This is a genomic window from Phenylobacterium sp. (assembly GCF_031360265.1).
Classification (GTDB): domain Bacteria; phylum Pseudomonadota; class Alphaproteobacteria; order Caulobacterales; family Caulobacteraceae; genus Phenylobacterium.
The window spans coordinates 1-18,709 of record NZ_JANMBF010000135.1; the positions used below are offsets into that span (position 1 = coordinate 1).

Annotated in this window: 21 protein-coding genes; 15 read left to right on the forward strand and 6 right to left on the reverse strand. The window is 69.6% G+C overall.

The genetic code is table 11. The features are described 5' to 3' along the window. The 4 genes from RMN86_RS12345 to RMN86_RS12360 form a co-directional block, all read left to right on the forward strand. The coding region (locus RMN86_RS12345; protein ID WP_309606142.1) for a hypothetical protein at positions 1-282 on the forward strand (282 nt) is incomplete at its 5' end. Between the two features lie 312 nt (positions 283-594). Beyond that, positions 595-2,457: an AMP-binding protein gene (locus RMN86_RS12350; protein WP_309606143.1), complete on the forward strand. Its 1,863-nt coding sequence runs from the start codon at positions 595-597 to the stop codon at positions 2,455-2,457. 3 nt (positions 2,458-2,460) lie between these two features. Next, entirely contained in the window at positions 2,461-3,372 is a 912-nt protein-coding gene (locus tag RMN86_RS12355) for a glutathione S-transferase family protein (RefSeq protein WP_309606144.1), read from the forward strand. Between the two features lie 22 nt (positions 3,373-3,394). Further along, complete coding sequence (locus RMN86_RS12360) at positions 3,395-4,198, forward strand: crotonase/enoyl-CoA hydratase family protein (protein ID WP_309606145.1); 804 nt, start codon at positions 3,395-3,397, stop codon at positions 4,196-4,198. Here RMN86_RS12360 and RMN86_RS12365 read toward each other — a convergent pair. The 3 genes from RMN86_RS12365 to RMN86_RS12375 all read right to left on the reverse strand — a co-directional run bounded on the left by RMN86_RS12365 (position 4,186) and on the right by RMN86_RS12375 (position 5,674). Then, the gene (locus tag RMN86_RS12365) at positions 4,186-4,590 is read right to left on the reverse strand and encodes a type II toxin-antitoxin system VapC family toxin (RefSeq protein WP_309606146.1); all 405 of its coding nucleotides are present in this window, start codon (positions 4,588-4,590) and stop codon (positions 4,186-4,188) included. The genes RMN86_RS12360 and RMN86_RS12365 overlap by 13 nt on opposite strands. Then, the gene (locus RMN86_RS12370) at positions 4,587-4,841 is read right to left on the reverse strand and encodes an AbrB/MazE/SpoVT family DNA-binding domain-containing protein (RefSeq protein WP_309606147.1); all 255 of its coding nucleotides are present in this window, start codon (positions 4,839-4,841) and stop codon (positions 4,587-4,589) included. The genes RMN86_RS12365 and RMN86_RS12370 overlap by 4 nt, the downstream gene beginning before the upstream one ends. Before the next feature lie 71 nt (positions 4,842-4,912). After that, positions 4,913-5,674, reverse strand: coding sequence for an SDR family oxidoreductase (locus tag RMN86_RS12375; RefSeq protein WP_309606148.1), 762 nt, complete (start codon positions 5,672-5,674; stop codon positions 4,913-4,915). Between the two features lie 221 nt (positions 5,675-5,895). Here RMN86_RS12375 and RMN86_RS12380 point away from each other — a divergent pair, with 221 nt between their 5' ends. Continuing rightward, positions 5,896-7,869, forward strand: coding sequence for a TonB-dependent receptor domain-containing protein (locus tag RMN86_RS12380; RefSeq protein WP_309606149.1), 1,974 nt, complete (start codon positions 5,896-5,898; stop codon positions 7,867-7,869). Here the strand turns inward: RMN86_RS12380 and RMN86_RS12385 are convergent. Beyond that, positions 7,866-8,702: an arylamine N-acetyltransferase gene (locus RMN86_RS12385; RefSeq protein WP_309606150.1), complete on the reverse strand. Its 837-nt coding sequence runs from the start codon at positions 8,700-8,702 to the stop codon at positions 7,866-7,868. The two genes, RMN86_RS12380 and RMN86_RS12385, sit on opposite strands and share 4 nt — an antisense overlap. Positions 8,703-8,711: 9 nt before the next feature. Beyond that, positions 8,712-9,932, reverse strand: coding sequence for an LLM class flavin-dependent oxidoreductase (locus RMN86_RS12390; protein ID WP_309606151.1), 1,221 nt, complete (start codon positions 9,930-9,932; stop codon positions 8,712-8,714). Between the two features lie 146 nt (positions 9,933-10,078). Between RMN86_RS12390 and rlmJ the strand changes: the two genes are divergently transcribed. From rlmJ to RMN86_RS12410, 4 genes are all read left to right on the forward strand, one after another. Continuing rightward, positions 10,079-10,900: a 23S rRNA (adenine(2030)-N(6))-methyltransferase RlmJ gene (gene rlmJ / locus RMN86_RS12395; RefSeq protein WP_309606152.1), complete on the forward strand. Its 822-nt coding sequence runs from the start codon at positions 10,079-10,081 to the stop codon at positions 10,898-10,900. 114 nt (positions 10,901-11,014) lie between these two features. Next, positions 11,015-11,590 (forward strand): hypothetical protein, encoded by a 576-nt coding sequence (locus RMN86_RS12400; RefSeq protein WP_309606153.1) that lies wholly within the window; start codon positions 11,015-11,017, stop codon positions 11,588-11,590. A gap of 72 nt (positions 11,591-11,662) precedes the next feature. Then, on the forward strand, positions 11,663-12,223 hold the full coding sequence (locus tag RMN86_RS12405; RefSeq protein ID WP_405041347.1) for a sugar transferase: 561 nt from the start codon (positions 11,663-11,665) through the stop codon (positions 12,221-12,223). Positions 12,224-12,281: 58 nt separating this feature from the next. Further along, entirely contained in the window at positions 12,282-14,285 is a 2,004-nt protein-coding gene (locus tag RMN86_RS12410) for an AsmA family protein (RefSeq protein WP_309606155.1), read from the forward strand. A 61-nt stretch (positions 14,286-14,346) separates the two neighbouring features. On the opposite strand, the gene RMN86_RS12415 is transcribed toward RMN86_RS12410, so the two are convergent. Further along, positions 14,347-14,676 (reverse strand): hypothetical protein, encoded by a 330-nt coding sequence (locus RMN86_RS12415; protein WP_309606156.1) that lies wholly within the window; start codon positions 14,674-14,676, stop codon positions 14,347-14,349. Positions 14,677-14,857: 181 nt separating this feature from the next. On the opposite strand from RMN86_RS12415, the gene RMN86_RS12420 reads away from it, so the two are divergent. From RMN86_RS12420 to RMN86_RS12445, 6 genes are all read left to right on the forward strand, one after another. Next, complete coding sequence (locus tag RMN86_RS12420) at positions 14,858-15,619, forward strand: hypothetical protein (protein WP_309606157.1); 762 nt, start codon at positions 14,858-14,860, stop codon at positions 15,617-15,619. A gap of 59 nt (positions 15,620-15,678) precedes the next feature. Next, a complete protein-coding gene (locus RMN86_RS12425) occupies positions 15,679-16,824 on the forward strand; it encodes an L-lactate dehydrogenase (RefSeq protein WP_309606158.1) in 1,146 nt (381 codons plus the stop codon). A 106-nt stretch (positions 16,825-16,930) separates the two neighbouring features. Then, positions 16,931-17,116: a hypothetical protein gene (locus RMN86_RS12430; RefSeq protein WP_309606159.1), complete on the forward strand. Its 186-nt coding sequence runs from the start codon at positions 16,931-16,933 to the stop codon at positions 17,114-17,116. Between the two features lie 31 nt (positions 17,117-17,147). Then, the gene (locus RMN86_RS12435; RefSeq protein ID WP_309606160.1) at positions 17,148-17,846 is read left to right on the forward strand and encodes a phosphatase PAP2 family protein; all 699 of its coding nucleotides are present in this window, start codon (positions 17,148-17,150) and stop codon (positions 17,844-17,846) included. Between the two features lie 83 nt (positions 17,847-17,929). Then, positions 17,930-18,244 carry a PepSY domain-containing protein gene (locus RMN86_RS12440; protein ID WP_309606161.1) on the forward strand — a complete coding sequence of 105 codons (315 nt, stop codon included), beginning with the start codon at positions 17,930-17,932 and terminating at the stop codon, positions 18,242-18,244. A 67-nt stretch (positions 18,245-18,311) separates the two neighbouring features. Then, positions 18,312-18,709: response regulator (locus RMN86_RS12445; RefSeq protein ID WP_309606162.1), on the forward strand; the 398-nt coding region annotated here is incomplete at its 3' end.

The following is an 18,709-nucleotide window of genomic DNA, read 5'->3' on the forward strand; positions in this document are numbered from 1 at the left end:
GACCCGGAGATCCAGGACGACGACGGCGAGTCCTTCCACCTTCTCGGATTGATCCAGGAGCGCCTCGACGATGTTTCCGAGGAAGAAGACTTCCTCGACCTCGACCCCGACCAGCTGATCGCCCGGCTCTGCGAAGAGCTCGCGGTGGAAGCCGCCAGGGCCGACGCGGTGCTGGCGCCGCACAAGGCTGTGGCCTCGGCCGCCCCGCCGGAGACTGGCCCTACCCCGGGCGCGCGCCCCAACGGCCACGACGCCCCGCCGCCGCCCGCCGACACCTCCTGATCGGGCGATCACGGCGGCCGCGTCTCGGCGACTTCCGAAGCTCCAAAACCCCCAGACTTTGCCACCCCGGACGGCCTGCAAGGCCGATCCGGGCGCCAGAGCCACTTGCGTTGGTCGCCGGCGCTTCAGCCCGTGCGTCCTGGCCCTTCCCCTTTGACGGGAAAGGACGCGCACGCGCGCGCCATCCCGATCCCACGCAAAATCCGACGCCCCAAGGCGGACTTCAGCCAAGGTTGACGTCGGGGCGCGCTTGCTCGCGCGTCGCGTTGGCTTAGGGTTTCGACCAACAAGCAATAGGGGAGGAGGCTCGCCATGAGCCCCGCTGACGATCTGGCCGCCGCGACCACCCAAAAGCCACAGGACGGGCCGCCGCCGTTCAAGCCGCTGCCGCAGAAGGCGCCCGACGTGGCCATCGAGAGGACCGCCGACGGGACCTGGTATGTGCGTTCCAACCATCCGCCGGGCGAAGGGCCGCACTCGATCGCCCGCCTGCTGGCCGAGCGCGCGGCGGCCCATCCCGACCGGCCCTACATCCTGCAGCGCGCGCCAGGTCACGGGCCCTGGGGCGGGGTGACGTATGGCCAGGCCAAGCGCGCCGCTGACGGGATCGCCCAGTGGCTGCTCGATCGGGCCTTAGGCGCGGACGACAGCGTCATGGTGCTGTCGGCCAATTCGGTGGAGCACGGCCTGGTCATGCTGGGCTGCTACACCGCCGGCGTGCCGATCGCTCCGATCAGCCCGGCCTACAGCCTGATTTCCTCCGACCACGCCAAGCTGAAGCACTGCTTCGCCACGGTGAAGCCCCGGGTGGTGTTCGCCCAGAATTCGGCGATGTTCGCCCGCGCCTTTACGACCCTGAAGGCGCTGGACCCGACGCTGACCTTCGTCTCGGTGGACGGCGGGGCCGGGACCGTTGCGCTCGCCGAGCTGATCGCCACCCCGCCGACCGCCGCCGTCGAGGCGGCTCGCGCGCGGATCGACCATGCGGCGGTGGCCAAATATCTGTTCACTTCCGGCTCTACCGGCATGCCGAAGGGTGCGCCGCAGACGCACGGCATGTTCGCCGGCGTGATCGCCGGCATGGAGGGCCTGCGCGGCGAGCCGGCCGACCCCGAGGTCGTGCCGCAAAGCCTGGAGTGGATGCCCTGGAGCCACATCTCGGCGGGCAACATCGGCTTCAACGGCGTGCTGTGGGCGGGCGGCACGCTGCACCTGGACGAGGGCAAGCCGATCCCCGGGATGTTCGAGACGACGATAAAGAACCTGTCGGAGATCTCGCCGATGGGGTTCGGCTCGGCGCCGGTGGCCTTCGGCATGCTGGCCGAGGCGATGGAAGCCGATCCGGTGCTGCGCCGAAGCTTCTTCAAGAACCTGCGCAGCATGGGTTATGGCGGGGCGACGTTGTCGACCGACGTGTCCGAGCGCCTGCAGGCCCTGGCGATCGCCGAGACCGGCTTTCGCATCCCGCTCACCACCATGTATGGCGCCACCGAGACGCAAGGGATCACCGTGGTCCACTGGATCACCGAGCGGGTGGGACTGATCGGCCTGCCGCTGCCGGGGATCACGCTCAAGCTGGCGCCAAACGGGACCAAGCTGGAGGTCCGGGTCAAGGGGCCGACCGTCACGTCGGGCTACCACAACGATCCGGAGAAGACCGCCGCGGCCTTCGACGAGGAAGGCTTCTACAAGCTGGGCGACGCCTGCCGGTTCCTCGATCCGGACGACCCGAGCCAGGGCCTGGTGTTCGACGGCCGGGTCACCGAGGATTTCAAGCTGGACTCGGGCACCTGGGTCTCGGTGGGCACGCTGCGGCCGGACATCGTGGCGGCGTGCAGCCCCTATGTGCTCGACGCGGTGGTGACGGGCCAGGACAAGCCCTTCGCCGGGGCCCTGATCTGGCCCTCGCCGGCGGCGCTGGCGGGGCTGGGCGAGGATCCCATCGCCAAGCTCGAACCGATCCTCAAGGCGCGGCTGGCGGCCTTCAACGCCACGGCGGGCGGATCGTCGCGGCGGATCGGGCGGTTTTCGATCCTGAAGGAAATGCCCTCGATCGACGCCGGCGAGATCACCGACAAGGGCTATGTGAACCAGCGCGCGTCGCTGGACAACCGCCATGCGCAGGTCGAGGCGCTCTATGCGCGCGAGCCCGGCGCGGGCGTGGTGGGACTCTAGATCATGGCCAGCGAAATCATCCTGCACCACTACGACACCTCGCCCTTTTCGGAAAAGGTGCGGGTGATGATGGGCGTCAAGGGGCTGTCCTGGCGCTCGGTGATCCAGCCGGTGATCATGCCCAAACCGGAGCTGATCCCGCTGACCGGCGGCTATCGGCGCATTCCGGTGCTGCAGATCGGCGCCGACATCTATTGCGACACGCAAGTCATCCTGGCCGAGATCGAGGCCAGGCATCGCAAACCCGCCGTGGTGCGCGGCGCCGACTGGGCGGTCAATCTGTGGGCCGATCGGCTGTTTTTCCAGGCGACGGTGGCAGTGGTGTTCGGCGAGATGGGCGACAGTGTCCCCGAGGCTTTCATCAAGGACCGCGAGAAACTCTCTGGCCGGCCCTTCGATGTGGCCGCCATGAAGGCGGTGGCCGGGCCGATGAAGGGCCAGTGGCGGGCGCACGCCGCCTGGATCGAGCGGGGCCTGGCCAGCAATGATTTCCTCGGTGGATCAACGCCCTCTCTCTCCGACATCGCAGCTTACATGAACATCTGGTGGCTGGGCCGGGCGGCGGCGGCGGCGATGGATGTCCTGCTCACCGGCTTGCCCAAGACCGTCGCCTGGCGCGCGCGGATGGCGGCGCTGGGCCATGGCGCACGCAAGGAGATGACCGGCGCCGAGGCGCTGCAGGTGGCGAGGGCCGCCACGCCGGCCGCGGTTTCCGGCAGCGATCCGGCCGATCCCTCGGGCCTTGCGCCTGGCGTCGCCGTGACCGTGAGCGCCGACGACTATGGCCGCGACCCCATCGCGGGTCGGCTGGTCAGCGTCACCCCCGACCGCATCACCATCGCCCGCGAGGCCGGCGAGCTTGACCTGATGCACGTGCATTTTCCCCGCGTCGGCTACCTGCTGGCCGCGGCCTGATCTGTCTGAAGGAGCTCTTGCGATGAACGACCGCGTGACGGTGGATATCCGGGACGGCGTCGCCGACGTGCGCCTGGTCCGCACCGACAAGATGAATGCGCTGGACAACGCCATGTTCGCCGCCCTGGTGGACACCGGCGAGCGGCTGAAGACCGAGCCCGGCGTGCGCGCCGTGGTGCTGTCCGGCGAGGGCAGGGCCTTCTGCGCCGGCCTCGACATGAGCAATTTCGCCCAAATGGCCTCCGGCGAGAGCCGATCGTCCGCCGCGTTGGTGGCCAGCAAGCGCACCGAGGGCGGATCCAACCACGCCCAGCACGCCTGTATGGTCTGGCGCGAGATCCCGGTTCCGGTGATCGCCGCGGTCCACGGGGTGGCGTTCGGCGGCGGCTTCCAGCTGGCGCTGGGCGCCGACCTGCGCTTCGTCGCCGCCGACGTGAAGCTGGCGGTGCTGGAGATCAAGTGGGGGCTGATCCCCGACATGGCCGGCATGGTGCTGATGCGCGGCCTGGTGCGCGACGACGTGGCCCGCGAGCTGACCTACAGCGGCCGCGTCTTCGGCGGTGAGGAGGCGGTGGCGATGGGCCTGGCCACCCGCGTCTGCGCCGATCCGCGCGCCGAGGCCCTGGCGCTGGCCGCCGAGATCGCGGCGAAGAACCCCCACGCCATCCGCGCCGGCAAGCGGCTGCTGAACCTGATGGGCGAGGGCGACCAGCACGCCATCCTGTTGGCGGAAAGCGTGGAACAGGGCGCGCTGATCGGCTCGCCGAACCAGATCGAGGCGGTGACGTCGAACCTACAGAAACGCGCGGCGGTCTACGCGGACTGAGGAACCAGCGTCATGCGGCCTTCGAGCGCCGCGACCCGGTCGAAGGTCACCGTGCGCTCGCAGCCCGCGGCCAGCGCGGTCTGGGCGATCAGGCAGTCGGCAAAGTCGGCCCGCGAGCCCTGAAAGGCTCGCAGGGCCTTCCAAACGGTTTCAGCCTGATCGACGACGATCTCCTTGGTGCGCAGGAGGGTTTCGAGAGCTTGAGCGACTTGGCCGGGGGCGAGCCGATAGGCGGATGCCAGGACCCAGACCAGTTCAACAACGGCGACCAGCGGCACAAAGCCCGGCGTCTGAGCGCTCAGGTTTTCGATCAGGGTTGTCGCCAGCGCCGACTGCCGCGGGTCGTCCTGCAAGATGTAGCGGACCAGCACATTGGTATCCAAGCCGATCACTTGGGGACCTTCGCCGCCGCGGCTCCATGGCGCGCGATGGCGTCGTTCATCGCTTCGATTGACACAGGCCTGGCGGGTTTTTCGAACATCCCTTTCAGGGCCGTCACCGGCAGCGTCGCGGCGATGAACTCGTAGCGCCCGGGGGCGATCTCGATGAACTCGACCCGATCGCCGGTGTCGACCCCCATCGCCGCGCGGACGGCCGCGGGCACGGTGATCTGACCCTTGCTGGTGAGAGTGGCGGTTGTCATAGGTTCGCCTCGCTGCGCGGAATTCCTTACATTAGCGTAAGGAGAGAAATTTCTCAATCCGCGGCTCGCAGTCATCCCCGCCCGATGAACGGCATCTTCGTCGCCATCACCGTCATGAATTGGACGTTGGCGTCGAGCGACAGTCCGGCCATGTAGAGCACCGCGTCGGCCACGGCGGCGACGTCCATGACCGGCTCAGGCGCGATGGCGCCGTCGGCCTGCATTACGCCGGACCTCATCGCCCGGGTCATCTCGGTCGCGGCATTGCCGATGTCGATCTGGCCGCAGGCGATGTCATAGGGCCGCCCGTCCAGCGAGGTCGACCGGGTCAGGCCGGTGATCGCGTGCTTGGTGGCGGTGTAGGCGACCGAGCGGGGCCTCGGCGCGTGTGCCGAGATCGAGCCGTTGTTGACGATCCGTCCCCCGCGCGGGTCCTGGTCCTTCATCATCCGGAACGCGCCCTGGGTGCAGAGGAAGGCGCCCGTCAGGTTGATGTCGACGACGCGTTTCCAGTGATCGAGAGAGAGCTCTTCCAATGGGACGGGCGGCGCCCCGGTCCCGGCGTTGTTGAACAGCAGATCCAGCCGGCCGAAGCGGGCTTTGGTCGCCGCAAACAGCGCCGCGACCGACGCCGGATCGGCGACATCGGTGGCCTGGGGCAAGGCGCGGGCCGAGGCGCCGCCCGCCAGGCTCGCGGTCTCCAGCAGCAGATCGACCCGACGCCCGGCCAGCGCCACCGCCCAGCCCGCGTTCAGCAGCGCCAGCGACACAGCCCGGCCGATACCGCTGCCCGCGCCGGTGACGATGGCGACCTTGGCTGTTGCGCTCCGCATCGCGGCTGGATAGCCCTGTCGCCCGCGAATGCCCAGCCCTAGACCCTGTCCCGACTGAGTTGAAGCAAGTCAGTCGGGAAAGAACAGGGTCGTCGTCCATATCTGGAGCCCTTCCCACTCAGGTTGAGCCAACCTCAGTGGGAAGGGCTCCAGCCCCGCAAGGTTTCCTGCCCATGCCCGCCGTTGCCCCCCCGCCCGCTAGCCCGCCGCCCGTCGCTCAAGTGGAAGCCGTCGTCGTCTATCCGCCAAGGCTCGCGCCGCTGCGCGGCGAGGCCGCGTTCAGCGCGGTGCGCATCGATCCGGCGATCCTCAAGGCGACGCCGCGCCTCGACCAGGCGCTGGAAAGCGCGCCGGGCGTGTCGCTGTTCCGGCGGACGACCTCGCTGTCGGCCAATCCGACGACGCAAGGGGTCTCCCTGCGCAGCATCGCCGGTTCGGGCGCGGGCCGGGCGCTGGTGACCCTGGATGGCGCGCCGGTGAACGATCCGTTCGGCGGCTGGGTGATCTGGACCGCCCTGCCGGCCGAAGGGCTGGAGGGCGCCACCATTGTCCGCGGCGCGGGCGCCGGGCCCTATGGCGCCGGGGCGCTGACCGGCGTCGTCGCTCTGCGGGAGCGCGGTGCGCGCGACGGCCTGGGGGCGTTTGACCTGTCCGCGGGCGAGCGCGGCGGCTATCGCGGCGCGGTCTCCGGCGGGACGCAGAGCCTCCTGCTGACCGCGGTGGCGGAATCCAGCGACGGCTACACCCCGGTGCGCGGCGCGGCAGCCGGCGCCGCGGACCGGCCTCTGAGCCTGAAGGACGCCAGCGTCGCCGTGCGCGCGCAGCACCGTTTCGGCGACGTTGACGCGGCCCTTCGCGTGGGCGCGTTCGAGGAAAAGCGCGGGGCGGGCCTGTTGGGCGCGGGCTCCACCGCCAAGGGGACCTCGGCGACGCTGACCCTGGCGCGGCCGGCGACCGACGGGGTCGGCGGGTGGCGGGTGCAGGCCTGGACGCGGACCAGTGACCTGGCCAACAGCTCCGTCGCCGTGGCCGCCAGCCGGGCCACCACGACGCCGGCCAACAACCAACTCTCCACCCCGGCGCGCGGCTATGGGCTCAACGCCGCCCTGCAGGGCCGCCTCGGTCAGGCGTCATGGGAGCTCGGCGCGGACGCGCGCTGGGCCAACGGAACTGACCATGAGCGGTTCCGGGTGGTCAGCAACGCCTTCACCATGGGCCGCGACGCCGGGGGCAAAACCTTCGTCGGCGGGGTCTATCTCGAGGGCGCCTACGACCAGGGGCCGTGGATTGTCACCGGCGGCGTGCGGCTGGACAGCTGGAGCTCAAGCGACGCCCTGCGCCATGAGTTCGTGCTGGCGACCGGCGTCACCAGCCTCAACGCCTCGGCGCCGGACGACTCCGGCACGGTGCCGACCGGCCGCCTCGGCCTGCGCTATACGCTCGCGCCGGACCTCTGGCTGCGTGGCGCGGCATATGCCGGTTTCCGCGCGCCGACCCTCAACGAGCTGCACCGGCCGTTCCGGGTGGGCAACGACATCACCGAAGCCAATCCCCGCCTGCGGCCCGAGAAACTGAGCGGCGTCGAGGCCGGGATCGGTGGTGACGGCTCCGTCCACTGGCAGGCCACGGTGTTCTACAACCAGCTGAACGACCCGATCCTCAACGTCACGCTGGGCGTGGGCCCTGGGATCCTCCTGCCCATCGCCGGGTTCATTCCCGCCGGCGGCACGCTGCGCCAGCGCCAGAACGCCGGCGAGATTGACGCCTGGGGCGTGGAGGGTGAGGCCACCGGCCAGGTGGCGACAGCGCTCACCTGGCGCACGGCCTTCGCCTACACCCACGCCCGGATCGACGGCGGCGCCACGGCCCGGCAGCTGACCGGCCGGCGGCCGGCCCAGACCCCCGAATGGACGGTCACCGCGGGCCTTGACTGGCGGGCGAGCGAGAAGCTGACGCTCGGCGGCGCCCTGCGCTACATGAGCCTGGCGTTCGAGGACGACCAGAACATCCGCCGCCTCGCGCCCGGCGCCGAGCTCAACCTGCGCGCCGCCTGGAGCCTCGCCCCGGACGAAGAGGTCTACCTAGCCGTCGACAACGCCGCCGACGCCAGGATCTCCACCGGCAAGACGGCGGACTTCGTGACCAGCTATTCCCAGCCTCGCACCTTCCGGGTCGGGTTCACCTACCGGCGCTAAGCGGGCAGTGCTGCGGCGGCGGCGGCCTGGGCGGCCCGCACTTCCTCGTGGCGTGCGCAGATGCGGGGCCACAGGTCGGCGACCTCCGGGACGTCCAGGCCGAAGTCGCCGGCGAGCACACTGACGAGTTCGTCGGCGGAGGCCAGGAGGCGGTCCGATTTGGTCCCCGGCCGCAGGGTCCGCAGGCTTCGCCCGAGCAGTTGCAGGATCACGCCGTCGCCCTTGAAGCGCTGGCAGATCAGGTTCATCCGGAACATCGAGTCCGGCGCAGTCTGCAGCTCGTGGCACTTTTCCGCCAGGACGTTGAGCGGCGTGGGGGCGACGGCGACGTCGAATGACGGGGCGCCGCCGAACTGATGGTTGCGGAATCGCCACCAGCGATCGTCGAGCGCCTCCAGGGCAAAGCTGTAGCCTCCTGACTCCAGCGGCCCGGCCCGCAGGCGATAGGGTTCCAGCGTCCCGTCGCCCAGGCCAACGTCGGCGATCCAGGGCTCGCCCAGGTCCACCAGAAGCACCAGGTGGTTGCCGATGGCGTCGTCGCCGCGGACCTCGCGCATCACCGCGCCGGCCATGCGGGTGACCTCGAAGCCGATCTCGTCGAGCGCGGCGCCCAGCAGGCCGTTCATCTCGTAGCACCAGCCGCCGCGCCGGCGCGTCACCAGCTTGTCGAACGCCGCGGCCGGATCGATCGTCAGTGGACGTCCGAGCTGAACGTCGAGGTTTTCGTAAGGGATCGCCAGCAGATGGGCGCTGTGCAGGGCGCGCAGGGTCGCCAGGTCCGGTCGCGCCTCGCCGGCAAAGCCGATCCGCTCGAAATAGGCCGCGAGGTCCATCCGACCTCCCTAGCTGTCGGCCTTTGCCGGCGCCGCCGCGCCGGTGATCTGGGCGACGATGTCGGGGCTGATATTGCCGGCGCCTTTTTCCACAATGTGCTGGACGATGCGCGCGCCGACCGCGCCGCGAACCTCGGCGGTGAAGGCTTCCTTGTTGTCCTTGACCCAGGCCATCGAGGCGGTGCGATTGTCGTTGAGGTTCTGGAAGTGCGGGAAGACGTAGCGGGCCATCAGCTCGTAGGAGTGCTTGGTGGCGCCCCAGTTGGCCCAGTTGTGCGCCATCAGCAGGAAGGCGCCAAAGCCGCCGCCGCTCTCGTCCACCAGCTGGCGGATGCGGGCGATGGCGTCATCCGGCGTGCCGATCACCGCCAGGCCCGAGTCGACCATGGCCTTGATCGGGTCGTCGCCCTCGGGGACGACCGGCAGGTTGGCGATCTCGCGGAAATAGTAGATCCATTTGTCGAGGCCAAAGCGCACGTCTTCCATCGCCTGTTCGCGGGTCTCGGCGATGTGCACCGGACCCACCAGCCGCCAGGCGTTGCGGTCCATGGTCTTGCCATGGGTAGCCGCCTGCTCGGTGGCGATGGCCCAGTTCGAGGCCAGCGCGTTGAAGCCGGCGGTCGAGGTCGCGCCCAGCGACAACAGGCCCACGCCATGCTGGCCGGCCGCCCGCGCGCCGGTCGGCGACACCTGGCTGGCGACGGCGATCTCGACGCTGGGTCGCGAGTAGGGCGTCATCTGCAGGCGCGCCTTGTCGAGCTCGAACCAGTCGGACTTGTGGGTGACTTCCTCGCCCCGCAGCAGGCGCACGATCACGCCCAGCGCCTCGTCCATGCGGTCGCGTTGCTGGCCCACCGGGATGCCCATCATGAAGGCGTCGGAGACCAGGGCGCCCGGCCCGACGCCGAACATCACCCGCCCGCGCGTCATGTGGTCGAGCTGGTTGATGCGGTCGGCGAGCATCAGCGGGTGGTGATAGGGCAGCGACGAGACTCCGGTTCCCAGGCGAATGTGCTTGGTGCGCTCGGCGGCGGCGGCGATGAACACCTCGGGACTGGCGATCAGCTCATAGGCGGCGGAGTGGTGCTCGCCGATCCAGGCCTCGTCGTAGCCCAGCTGTTCCATCCACTGCACCAGCTCCAGGTCGCGCTGGATCGCCAGCGTCGGGTTCTCGTCGATCGGATGGAAGGGCGCGATGAAGGCGCCGAAGCGCAGGCGCTGGGGCAGCATGGGTGTTCTCCGGGGTCCGCGCGGTTCCCTCGCGCCGGTGTTGGCTCGACCATAGGCGGCCGACGTCGCGGAAGGCCAGGGTCGGGAGACTTAAGCTGCTGGCATGCTAAGGCGACGCGGGGTTGAACACCCTGGAGAGCCCATCCTTGAACTATCGCCACGCCTTCCACGCCGGGAACTTCGCCGACCTGGTGAAACACGCGGCTCTGACGCAGATCCTGGCGCAGCTGATGGCCCAGCCGGGCCCGCTCAGCGTGATCGACACCCACGCCGGGCGCGGGCTGTACGACCTGGCCGGCCCGGAGGCGCGCAAGTCCGGCGAGGCGCAGGCGGGGATCGTCCGGCTGATGGCCGCGACCGACGCGCCGGCCGAATTTGGGACCCTGACGGCGGCGGTGATGACGCTGAACAGCGGCGGCGCGGTCAGGCGCTACCCCGGCTCCCCCTGGCTGATCGCCCAGGCCCTGCGCGCCGGCGACAGCTACCTGGCCTGTGAGCTGCGCCCCGAAGAGCACGCGGCCCTGCGCGACCTGATGAAGCCCAAACGCGGCGTTCGCACGCTGTGCGCCGACGGCTATGACGCCGCTGTGGCGCAGGCGCCGGCCGTGGGGCAGGTGCTGGTGCTGATCGATCCGCCGTTCGAGCAGGCCGACGACTACCGGCGGATCGTTGAAACCCTCGCCAGCGTGCGCCGCCGCAACCGCGACGCGGTAGCCCTTGTCTGGCTGCCGCTGAAGGATCTGGAGACCTTCGACGCCTTCCTGCGCGACCTTGAGGACGAGGTTCGAGCTCCGGCGTTGGTGGCCGAGACGCGGATGCGGCCACTGAGCGACCCCTTGAAGATGAACGGCTGCGCTCTGGTCCTGCCGGGCGCGCCGGACGAGATGGTCGCGCCCCTGCGGGCGATCTGCGGCTGGACGGCGCGCACGCTTGGCGAGGGCGGCGAGGCGCGGGTCTACACCGTCTGATCCGGCGCCTGCCGTTCAGGCGCCCGATCACAATTGTTGTTTCACGGATCTTTCGCACTTGCGAGATTGCGCGGCATGATATGTTGCGACGCACAATCTTCGCAGGAGATCCCCATGTCCAACGCCCCCGAAACCATGCCCGCCGTGAAGCCGGAAGCCATGCTGCGCGTGCCCGTCGGCCTGGCCTCGCCGCTTTGGGGCCTGTTCGCCGGCGCCGCCGCCACCGGAGCGGCCTGGTGGTGGATGACCCGCTGGACGCAGACCGCGAACCTGGAGGCGATGTTCGCGGGCCCGGCGAAGGTCGAGGCGGTCGCTGAAGCCGAAGTGGCCGCGCTCGCCGCGCCGGTCGTCGAAGCCGTCCTTGAAGCCACGCCGGAGCCTGTCCTGGAGGCCGTCGCCGAGGCGACGCCCGAGCCTGTCGTTGAAGCCCCGGTCGAGGCGATGCCAGAGCCGGTGGTGGAAGCCGCCGCCGAGGTCCTTCCGGAGCCTGTCGTTGAAGCGGCGGCCGAGCCGGCGGTTGAAGCCATCATTGAAGCTGCGCCGGAACCCGTCGCGGAGGCTGCGATCGAGGCAGCGCTTGAGGCCGCACCCGCACCGGTGCCTGAGGCCGCGCCCCCCGGCGCCATCGAGGTCCCGGCGGCGGTCGCGACTCTGAAGACGAAGAAGCCGATCACACCGAAGACCGCCTGAACTGGCGCCCGCAAAGGGCTGCGCCTACAACCGTCGTGGCCGGTTTGAGCGGCGGACGGGGGCGGGGTGGTCTTGAAGCGGGCGATGGACATCCTGGGCGGCCTTGTGGGGCTCGTCCTGCTGTCGCTGCCGATGCTGGCCATCGCCATCGCCGTGCGGCTGGAAAGCCGGGGGCCGGCCCTGCACTGGTCGCAGCGGGTAGGGCGGCGCAACCGGCTGTTCCCGATGCCCAAGTTCCGCACCATGCGGCTCGGCGCGCCGGACGTGGCCACGCACCTGTTGGCCGAGCCGGACCGATGGGTGACGCCGCTGGGAGGCTTTCTGCGGCGCACGAGCCTCGACGAGCTGCCGCAGCTGTGGAGCGTGCTCAAGGGCGACATGAGCCTGGTGGGGCCACGGCCCGCGCTGTTCAATCAGCACGATCTGGTGGCGTTGCGGACGCAGGCCGGCGTCGATGTGCTGCGGCCCGGCCTCACCGGCTGGGCGCAGATCAATGGTCGCGACGATCTGCCGATCCCCGAGAAGGCCCGGCTTGACCGGGACTATCTGGAGCAGATGTCGCTGGCCCTCGACCTGCGGATCCTCGTCCTCACGGCGCTGGGCGCCTTCACCGGCCGCGGCGTCACGCACTAGCGGCGCCAAACGGCTGCTCGCGCGTTAAGTGGCTCTGTGCGCCGCGGAGCCGATCCCCTTGACCACCGAGACGATCCCGAGACCGCCTGGCCGCAGGGCGCTCGCCTGGACAGGCGTCGTGCTGGCGGGTCTGGCGCTCGTCATCGCCATCCTGTTCGCGCTCTGGGACTGGAACGGGTTGCGCGGCCCGCTCGCCGCGATCGCCTCGGCGCGCATGCACCGTCAGGTGACGATCACCGGCAACCTGCGGGTCTACCCCTGGTCATGGCAGCCCAGCGCGACGATCGAGGGCGTTCACATCGCCAACCCAGCCTGGGCCGGCAGGGCCAGTCTCGCCGACATCGACCGGATCGCCGTTCAGTTACGCTTGGCGGCGCTGTTCAGCGGTCGCCTGGACCTTATGCTGCTGGAATTCGACCGGCCGCGCCTGGCGCTCTATCGCGACGCCAAGGGCCGCGCGACGTGGGATTTTTCCGACGGCAAGCAACGCGACCAGCCGCTGCGGCTGCCGCCGATCCGCAGGTTCGTCATCGACGATGGCCTGCTCGCCTACCGCGACGACGCGCGCAAGCTCAGCTTCTCCGGAACCCTCGACGCCAACGAGCGGCTGGGCGAAGCCGACAAGGGCTTCCAGATGACTGGCAAAGGGGTGCTCAACGCCCAGCCCTTCGATCTCAAGGTGACCGGTGGGCCGCTGCTCAACATCGACCGGAAAAAGCCCTACCCCTTCGACGCCGACATCCATGCCGGGGAAACCTATGTGACGGCCAGGGGCGCCGTGCCCAAGCCCTTCGACCTTGCCCAGGTCTATATGGACGTCACCGCGCGCGGTCCCGACCTGTCGGAGCTCTATGGCCTGACCGGCGTGCCGATGCCGAACAGCCCGCCCTACGCGCTTACCGGCCGGCTGTCGCGCGACGTCCATCTGTGGCGGTTCGACAGGATTGGCGGCCGGGTGGGCAGCAGCGATCTGGGGGGCTCACTGTCGGTGAAGACCGGTGGCGTGCGGCCGTTCCTCACCGCTGAGCTGCACTCCAGGGCGCTGGTTTTCCCCGACCTCGGCGCGCTGTTCGGCGGCGCGCGCCGGCACGGCAAGGTCGCCTCGCCCTCGCAGATCGCCGTCGCCCGGAAGATGCAGGCCGAGGCGAAGATCTTCCCCGACGCCACCTTGAACTTCCAGCGCATCCGCAACCTGGACGCCGACGTGACCTTCCGCGCCGCCTCTATCACCGAGGCGCCGATCCATCTGCGGACGGCCTCGGTGCGTGTGAAGCTCGACGCCGGCCTGCTGCGCGCCGAACCGGTCGAGCTCGACCTGCCGCAGGGCAGGATCACGGGATACGTTCAACTGAACGGCCGCCAGCAGGACGCGGTCACCGACCTCGATCTGCGGCTGTCGAACGCCCGGCTGGAAAACCTGCTGCCGGTCAAGTTCCAGGGGTCGGTTCCCTTCGCCGGGGTCCTGACCGGCCGCGCCAAGCTGCACGGGACCGGGGATTCCGTGCATGACGCGATGGCCGACGCCTATGGCGAGGTCGCCGTGGTGGTTCCAGGCGGCGAGATCCGCCAGTCCGTGGCCGAGCTCGCCGGCGTCGACCTGATCAAGGGCCTGGGGCTGTTATTCGCCAAGAACACATCGACGACCCCGATCCGCTGCGCAGTTGCGCATTTCAAGGCCACAAGCGGGGTGCTCAAGGCTGATCGCCTGCTGGTCGACACCGGCCCCGTCCTGATTGTCGGCGACGGAAACATCAACCTCGACACCGAGACCCTGCGGCTTCGGGTGCAGGGCCACCCGAAAAAATTCAACCTGGTGCGGCTGAACGTGCCGATCACCCTGGCTGGCCCGATCCTGCATCCGACGCTGGGCCTGGAAAAGGGCGGCGCCATCGCCCAGGGCGGGGCGGCGCTGGCGCTGGCCGCGGTGCTCAGTCCGCTGGCGGCGATCTTGCCGTTCATCGACGCCGGGCTCGCCAAGGACGCCAACTGTGGCGCGCTGATCGCCGAGGGCGCTCAGGAAGGCGTTCCAGTGAAGACCGCCGGCCCCGCGCCGCGCCGCTGACGGTGGCCTGACGCGCCCGTCACCCTGGCTCCCACGTCACTTTGGCTCCAACGGCCGGACGTCAGCGCTCCGCGGCGTCGCGCAGGCACTTCAGCCAGGCGTCCTCGCGGGCTTTTTCGGCTTCGCGCAGGATCACCTCGGCGTCGCGCACACCGGCGTCGTGCTTGCGCCATTCGGCGACCGCGCCTTCGCGGGCGGCGCGGGCCGCTTCCAGCGTCGGGAAACGGGCCAGTACGGCGCGGGTGGAATAGGTCACCGCCGGCCCCACCGTCTCGCGGTCGGGATAGAAGCCGGAAATCGAATCGGCGCTCTCGGTCTCGATATGGAAGACGTCGGCCCAGCCGGCGTGGTGGCGCATCAGGGCCCAGGGCCGTTCCATCCGCTCGCTCACCGCAATCTCCTAAAGTTCGTCGTCCGGTCGAATCCGCCAATGACGGTCTGACCCCAGGTTAGCGCGCGGGCCCGCCGGCTCCAACGCCGCCGCGGCGATTTTGGGCTTCCGCGACTTAGCGGATCGGTGGAGAAGCCTCGACTATTGCGTCTAACCACAATTTCCAAGAGTGATCGCTCCCTTGTCCAAGTTCGTTATCGCCCGGCAATTCTGCGGGCCGTCCACCTCCGGCAACGGCGGCTATGTTTGTGGCGTCCTGGCGAAAGACATCGACGGACCCGCGACGGCGGTGCTTCGCGCCCGCCCGCCCCTGGACGAGCAGCTGGATCTTGGGGTTCACGAAGGTGTCTTCCAGTTGACCTCGGAGGCCGACGGCGCGCTGATCGGGGCCGGTGTCGCCTCCGATGGCGCGATCCTGCCGCCGGTCCCTGAGCCGCCTGGCCTGCAAGCGGCCCGCGAAGCCGGCGCGCGCAGTCCCGGCTTGACTGAGCGCATCCATCCCATCTGCTTCACCTGCGGGAGCGAGCGAGCGGAGGGTGACGGCCTGCGGGTCTTGGCTGGCCAAATCGAGGGCGCGCCTGCCGGCCGCGTCGCCTGTGTCTGGACCCCCCATCCCGACTTCGCCGGCGCTGATGGCCTGATCCCGAGTGAGATCGTCTGGGCGGCCCTGGATTGCCCCGGCTTCTTCGCCTGGTTGGCGCGGGAAGGCCACCACGGCGCGCTGCTGGGCACAATGACCGGGGAGGTGCTGCGCCGGCCCCGCGCGGGCGAGGATTGCATCGTCATGGCCTGGCCGCTGGCGCGCGAGGGTCGCAAGGAAACCGCCGGCGTGGCGCTGTTCGGCGCCGGCGGCGAACTCCTGGCGCGCGCCCATCAGGTGTGGATCGTCATGGGCCCGCCTGACCAGACGCCCGCGGCCACGCCGGCCGCCGTTTCCGCCTGACGACTTGCGTCGACGCCCGCTTGCAGGTCCAAGTTCGCCCGGATCTTCGGGGAGAGGCCATGCGCGCGGCGTCGGTGTCGGACTATCGGGAGCTGGCGCGGCGGCGGCTGCCGAACATCTTCTTCGAATATATCGACGGCGGCTCCTACGCCGAGACGACACTGACGCGCAACGTCGCCGACATCGAGGCCATCGCCCTGCGCCAGCGGGTGATGCGCGACATGTCCAGGCTCGATATGAGCGTCGAGAGCCTGGGACAGAAATTCGCGATGCCGATCGGCCTGGCGCCGGTGGGCATGGCCGGGATGAATGCCCGGCGCGGCGAAGTGCAGGCCGCGCGCGCGGCCGCCGCCGCGGGGATTCCCTTCTGCCTGTCGACTGTCAGCGTCTGCCCCATCGAGGAGGTGGCCGCCGCCGGGACCCCGCCCTGGTTCCAGCTCTATGTGCTGAAGGACCGCGGCTTCATGCGCGAACTGCTGGCCCGGGCCAAGGCGGCGGGCTGTCCGGTCCTGGCGTTCACCGTCGACCTGCCGACCCCTGGCAGCCGCTATCGCGATATCCGCTCCGGCTTCACCGGATCGAGCGGTTTGTCCGGCGCGCTGAACACCGCCTGGGACGGGATCACCCACCCGGCCTGGATGTGGGATGTGTGGCTGCGGGGGCGGCCGCACACCCTGGGTTCGGTGGCGTCCGCCGTGACCGACAGCCGCAGGGTGACCGATTACCTGTCCTGGATCGCCCGCAATTTCGACCGCTCGGTGACCTGGAAGGACCTGGACTGGGTGCGCGAGGTCTGGGACGGGCCGATCGTCGTCAAGGGCGTGCTCGATGTCGAGGACGCCAGGGACGCGGTGCGGGCGGGCGCTCAGGGGCTCATCGTCTCCAACCATGGGGGTCGTCAGCTGGATGGCGTGCGGTCCTCGGTCTCGGCGCTGCCGGCCATCGCCCAGGCGGTCGGCTCAGATCTGGAAGTCTACATGGATGGCGGCATCCGCTCGGGTCTCGATGTGCTGAAGGCCCTGGCGCTGGGGGCCAGGGCCTGTTTCATCGGCCGCGCCTGGGCCTATGCGCTGGGCGCGGGCGGCGAGGCGAAGATCGCCAGCCTGCTGGCGACCCTGCGCTCTGAACTGGCCGTGGCGATGATCCTCACCGGCTGCGCCAATGTCCGGGATGCAGGCGCTGAACTGCTCGATCAGGCGGATTGAGCCGCACTTGCAGGCGCCTCGTTGCAGGGCACGGGTTTTGCTGCACGCCGGGGCAACCCATGTCGCGGTTGCGAATTGGGACCTCGTGGATTGCCGGAGCGCGCCGATGCAAGAACCGTCCTTGGCCTATACGCTGAGCCAGAGCGAGACCGGCTGGCGCTGGTGCGTCTACGATCTCGACGGGGTGACCCTGGCCGATGGCGCCGACGCCAGCCGGGACGCGGCCCAGGCCGCGGTGGAACGGTCGATGCAGTCCCTGCCTGCGCCTCCCGGCCCCCAAAGCCCCGCCTAGGCGTTACGGTCCAGAGCGCTGTCGGGTTCCCATGCTGAAACTCATACGTCGTATCGAAAGCCGCGCCTTGATCCTGGTGATCGGCATCAGCGGGGCGCTGTGGGGGTTCTTCAATCTCGCCAGCGAGATGGGCGAGGGCGACACCCTGGCGCTCGACCGGCACATCCTGCTGGCGCTGCGCAGCCCGGCCAATCCCGCCGTTCCGCTGGGCTCGCGATCCTTCGAGGAGGCCATGCGCGATGTCACCGCGCTGGGCGGCGTCACGGTGATGGTGCTGGTCACCGTGGTCGGCGTCCTGGCCTTCCTGATGCACGGGCGCCGACGCCACGCCCTGGTGCTGGCCGCCACGGTGCTGCTGGCCGACATTTCAAGCGAGGGCCTGAAGGTCTTCTACCACCGCCCGCGCCCGGAGCTGGTGCCGCACGGCAGCTACGTCTATTCGGCGAGCTTTCCCAGCGGCCACTCCACCCTCTCGGCGGCGACCTATCTGACGCTCGCCATGCTGATCGCCAGCCTCGAGCCCAACCGCGCGACCAAGGCGATGGTCTATCTCCTTGCCATGGTGCTGGTGCTGGCGATCGGATTCAGCCGCGTCTATCTAGCCGTCCATTGGCCCAGCGACGTTCTGGCCGGCTGGTGCCTGGGGGGCGCCTGGGCGCTGGCGGCCTGGTCGGTGCTGCTGAGGATACCGGGCGGAAAACAAGCGCTCCCGAGCCCGCCCGCCGATTGAGGAATGTTAATGGCCGCGCAATGCGCGCCGAAGGTCGCCTGGCCCATGGTGCCCTGGCTGGCGGGCTGCCAACGGAGATTTACATGAAACGCGTCCTCGCAACCTGCGCTGTCGCCCTTGCCATGTCCGGCGCCGCGGCCCAGGCGGCCGCTCCCAATTCCTACACCGGCAAAGAACTCGCGCCCATGGCGAAGGTCGGGCTGGAGCAGGCCCAGAAGATCGCCCTCAAGGCCCGTCCAGGCGAAGTGACGGACCGGGAACTGGAAAAGGAATCCGGCGGCAGCGGCCTGCGGTGGTCCTTCGACATCAAGAGCCACGGCAAGACCTTCGAGGTCGGCGTCGATGCGAGCTCCGGCAAGGTTCTCGAGAACAAGGCGGAAGGGGCGCATCCCGACTAGACAGCTGCGGGGGCCCGGCGCGTCGCCGGGCCTTTCCGCCGGCGCGGGATGCAGGCAGGCTCAATCCATGAAGCTGCTCATCGTCGAGGACGACAAGGAGGCCGCGGCCTATCTGAAGCGGTCGCTGTCGGAGGCCGGTCACACCGTCGATTCCGCTGCCACCGGCCGCACCGGGTTGATGCTGGCGGCGGGCGAGACCTATGACGTCATCGTCCTGGACCGAATGCTGCCGGAGATCGACGGCCTGGCGATCCTGAGGACCATTCGCGCCTCGGGCGTCAAGACCCCGGTCCTGCTGCTTACCGCTCTGGGCGGGATCGACGACCGGGTCGAGGGCCTGGAAGCCGGGGGCGACGACTATCTGGTCAAGCCCTTCGCCTTCGCCGAACTGGCGGCGCGGGTCAACGCGCTGGCCCGCCGCCCGCCGACCCAGGAAATGCCGACCGAACTGGCGGCGCGGGTCAA

Coding starts and splice junctions, on each gene's coding strand:
- RMN86_RS12350 (WP_309606143.1), top strand. CDS start 595: ATGAGCCCCGCTGACGATCTGGCCGCCGCGACCACCCAAAAGCCACAG.
- RMN86_RS12385 (WP_309606150.1), bottom strand. CDS start 8,702: ATGGACCTCGCGGCCTATTTCGAGCGGATCGGCTTTGCCGGCGAGGCG.
- RMN86_RS12390 (WP_309606151.1), bottom strand. CDS start 9,932: ATGCTGCCCCAGCGCCTGCGCTTCGGCGCCTTCATCGCGCCCTTCCAT.
- RMN86_RS12400 (WP_309606153.1), top strand. CDS start 11,015: ATGTCCAACGCCCCCGAAACCATGCCCGCCGTGAAGCCGGAAGCCATG.
- RMN86_RS12435 (WP_309606160.1), top strand. CDS start 17,148: ATGCTGAAACTCATACGTCGTATCGAAAGCCGCGCCTTGATCCTGGTG.
- RMN86_RS12430 (WP_309606159.1), top strand. CDS start 16,931: ATGCAAGAACCGTCCTTGGCCTATACGCTGAGCCAGAGCGAGACCGGC.
- RMN86_RS12355 (WP_309606144.1), top strand. CDS start 2,461: ATGGCCAGCGAAATCATCCTGCACCACTACGACACCTCGCCCTTTTCG.
- RMN86_RS12360 (WP_309606145.1), top strand. CDS start 3,395: ATGAACGACCGCGTGACGGTGGATATCCGGGACGGCGTCGCCGACGTG.
- RMN86_RS12425 (WP_309606158.1), top strand. CDS start 15,679: ATGCGCGCGGCGTCGGTGTCGGACTATCGGGAGCTGGCGCGGCGGCGG.
- RMN86_RS12370 (WP_309606147.1), bottom strand. CDS start 4,841: ATGACAACCGCCACTCTCACCAGCAAGGGTCAGATCACCGTGCCCGCG.
- RMN86_RS12375 (WP_309606148.1), bottom strand. CDS start 5,674: ATGCGGAGCGCAACAGCCAAGGTCGCCATCGTCACCGGCGCGGGCAGC.
- RMN86_RS12440 (WP_309606161.1), top strand. CDS start 17,930: ATGAAACGCGTCCTCGCAACCTGCGCTGTCGCCCTTGCCATGTCCGGC.